This is a genomic window from Acinetobacter sp. ATCC 27244 (genome assembly GCF_000156555.1).
In the GTDB taxonomy this organism is placed as follows: Bacteria; Pseudomonadota; Gammaproteobacteria; order Pseudomonadales; family Moraxellaceae; genus Acinetobacter; species Acinetobacter haemolyticus.
The window spans coordinates 217,117-219,885 of sequence record NZ_GG665949.1; the positions used below are offsets into that span (position 1 = coordinate 217,117).

Genomic DNA, 2,769 nt, shown 5'->3' on the forward strand with positions numbered 1-2,769 from the left:
AAAAGGTAAGGATTTACTCAATACTTGGATTTGTGAGAAAAAGGTTTCGGATAAAAACTTATTTCTCCGCGCTTACTGTTTTAATAATAAGTCATTAATGACTGAATATGAGAAGATTTTTGCAAGTGAAAGTTCCGCAAAAGATTTACTTGATTATAGTAAGCAGGGTTTCACTGTATTTAAAGAAGCAGATGCGGCTTTTGATAGCTGGTTAGGTAGTATTGAAGGAAAAAAATTCATCACTACTCGAGACTTCAAAGCATTCGATAAACTATTCTATTGGATGTCATTGATGCTCAATACAGCATTGAAAGAGTTTGGTAATTTACGTCTAAAAACTTTACATGTTAGTCAGATCAATGTGGTTGCAACTGCTGGAGCTTATACGCATACCGCACGATTGTTATATCTGAGATCAGGTGATTTCGCACAACAAGTACCTTTAGCTCGACTGATGTATAATCTTGAGTTTAGAGAAGCGGCTAGAGCATCTTTACCGCAAAATGCTGGTGTGAATTATACTTATCGTAATACCAGAGCAACTGAAATCAAGAATGCAGTTACATTGTCTGTAAAAGGTAAACCTGAAATTACTAAGAATAGGATACTGGCAATCGTTGGTATTTTTGAGTTGTTAAATTTCTATTTCCAATATGATGCTTGGAAAAATGATCTAAAAGATAAACCTGAGCTTTCGGTACAATTGGTTGGGGCATCATTCTTAGTCTCAGCTGTTGCATTTGATATGTTAGGTGAAAACTGGTTACATAAAGGAGCAACAGTAGCTAGCAAAGCTCAAGCTCTCAGGTTGTTTGCTGCTAGTTTGGGGACAATTGGAGGCGTTATTGGTTTAATGATAGAGCATAAAACATTGAAAGATACTGATGATAAGATTTTAAAGAATCTTCTTAGAATTAGATATGCGGCAGGGGTGCTTTTAACTTTAGGCCAAGCATTATCATTGTTTTCAACTATATTGTCTTACTCATCAAGTGAGATTGTAAAACGGATTAGTGGGAAAATCACCACTAATATGCTTGCTTCTGTATTAATGGGAGCTAGAGCAGTTGCAAGTTTGACTTTAATAACTGTAGCTACAGTAGCATTAGAGATTTTCTTAAGAAACTGTGTGTTAGATGATGCAATGCAGAATTGGTGTCAAAAGTCTGCTTTCCGTAAAATTGATAGTGATGAGAAGCCATTCAAGAGTGAAAGCGAAGAATATGAAGAATTTACTAAAGCAATTATGAGTGTTTAATTATGTATGATTTGGTTAAATTTGAAGGTCGTATTAATAAATTAGAAATTCATGAAGGGACGTTGAATACATTAGCTAATACTGGCGATAATCAAATTACTTCATCTGCGATTCTATCTAGTGTTGCTGAAAGTGTATCATTAGGAGCACAAACAGTTTTTTTAGCATCACAAAGCCGTTTACATATACAATCTGTTGTTATGGAAATAGGTGAGAACGTTTTTGTTGGTCAATTCCATCGTGCTCTAATAGTTGAAAATGAATATGTTATTTGCGTGGCTAGGAGATTAGAAAAAAACTTATATGAGCTTTATTCAGTATTGAGTCCTAAAACAGGTTTACTCCATATGCAAGTTGGTATGGGGGGAGGGGTAAAAAAAAGTTATTCATCTGCAATTAAGGGCGCAAGAGTATGGTATCTGTTAGGGATGGTTATTTTAACTATCATCATTCTAATAAGTGGAGATTTTGATAAAGAAACTTTATTGAGTTGGGGGGGGATCTTCATTCTATTTTACTTTGTTTTATTATTTATTGTTAAGAATACTTTTAAATCGCTTAAACATTTTTCAGAGAAATCAGAAGAAATATTTAAGATATATGGTTTTGATGATCCTGAAGAAATTTTTTTACTGTCGGGACGCCACTATAGTGATGATTATAAAATTCTTTTAGAATCTGTTTATGAATATCGAAAAGTCATTGAAAAAGATCTATATCCAGAAAGTTATATAGAGCAAAAAGAACGCAATGTATGATTTATTAAAAATCGAAGGTCGCATTCAAAGATTAGAGATTTATGATGACTCTTTAAGTGCATTTTAAAATTAGATGGTGCAAAAATCACTTAATCAAAAAATTTGAATGGGGTAGCAGAATGTATTTCACTTTCTGCACAAACAGGTTTTTAGTGGTTTGTAATCGTTTGCATGTACAATGTGTCCATCTTAGTAAGAGTTAGAAAGATTTTTTGCCAAAATCCATGATTGTTCAAATGTGGTGCATTGATTTTCTTGTTTGGTGCATAAAAACTATGCCTTAAATATTCCTAATTTTATATTTTCTATAAATTGACCTCAAATTCACATGTAATTATCAACATTTTTTATCAAAATAATGAATATTTTTAAAATTAAGTATTTGAAAATTATATAAATATTTAAAAATTAAAAAGTTTAGTAAAAAAGTGGAATAGTAATCTATATTCATTCTATGAGATATTCTTTATTGGTGCATTTTTCGCACCAATATAAATCACTTACTCGGGGGTGAATGTTGAAATACAATAGCTTAAATGACTTTCTAGCTTATGTGAAAGCCAGAGATCCTGATCAACCTGAATTTTTACAAGCTGTTGAAGAAGTAATGCTGAGCTTGTGGCCATTCATTGAGAAGAATCCCAAATATGCGCAATATGGTTTATTGGAGCGTTTGGTAGAACCTGAGAGAGCAATTCAATTCCGAGTTTCTTGGATGGATGATCAAGGCCAAACTCATGTTAACCGCGCTTT

2 protein-coding genes and 2 pseudogenes are annotated in these 2,769 nt (G+C 32.8%); all 4 read left to right on the forward strand.

From position 1 onward, the window contains the following. Nucleotides 1–1,258, forward strand: a 1,258-nt coding sequence (locus HMPREF0023_RS00950; RefSeq protein WP_323740329.1) for a T6SS effector BTH_I2691 family protein, incomplete at its 5' end; no start/stop codon positions are given. A 2-nt stretch (nt 1,259–1,260) separates the two neighbouring features. Continuing rightward, a complete protein-coding gene (locus HMPREF0023_RS00955; protein ID WP_005091071.1) occupies nt 1,261–2,016 on the forward strand; it encodes a putative type VI secretion system effector in 756 nt (251 codons plus the stop codon). Continuing rightward, nucleotides 2,009–2,201 (forward strand): annotated as a pseudogene (locus tag HMPREF0023_RS17100) (hypothetical protein); the annotation flags it as partial. The gene HMPREF0023_RS00955 and the pseudogene HMPREF0023_RS17100, both read left to right, overlap by 8 nt. A 329-nt stretch (nt 2,202–2,530) precedes the next feature. Continuing rightward, nucleotides 2,531–2,769: pseudogene (locus HMPREF0023_RS00960) on the forward strand (glutamate dehydrogenase); the annotation flags it as partial.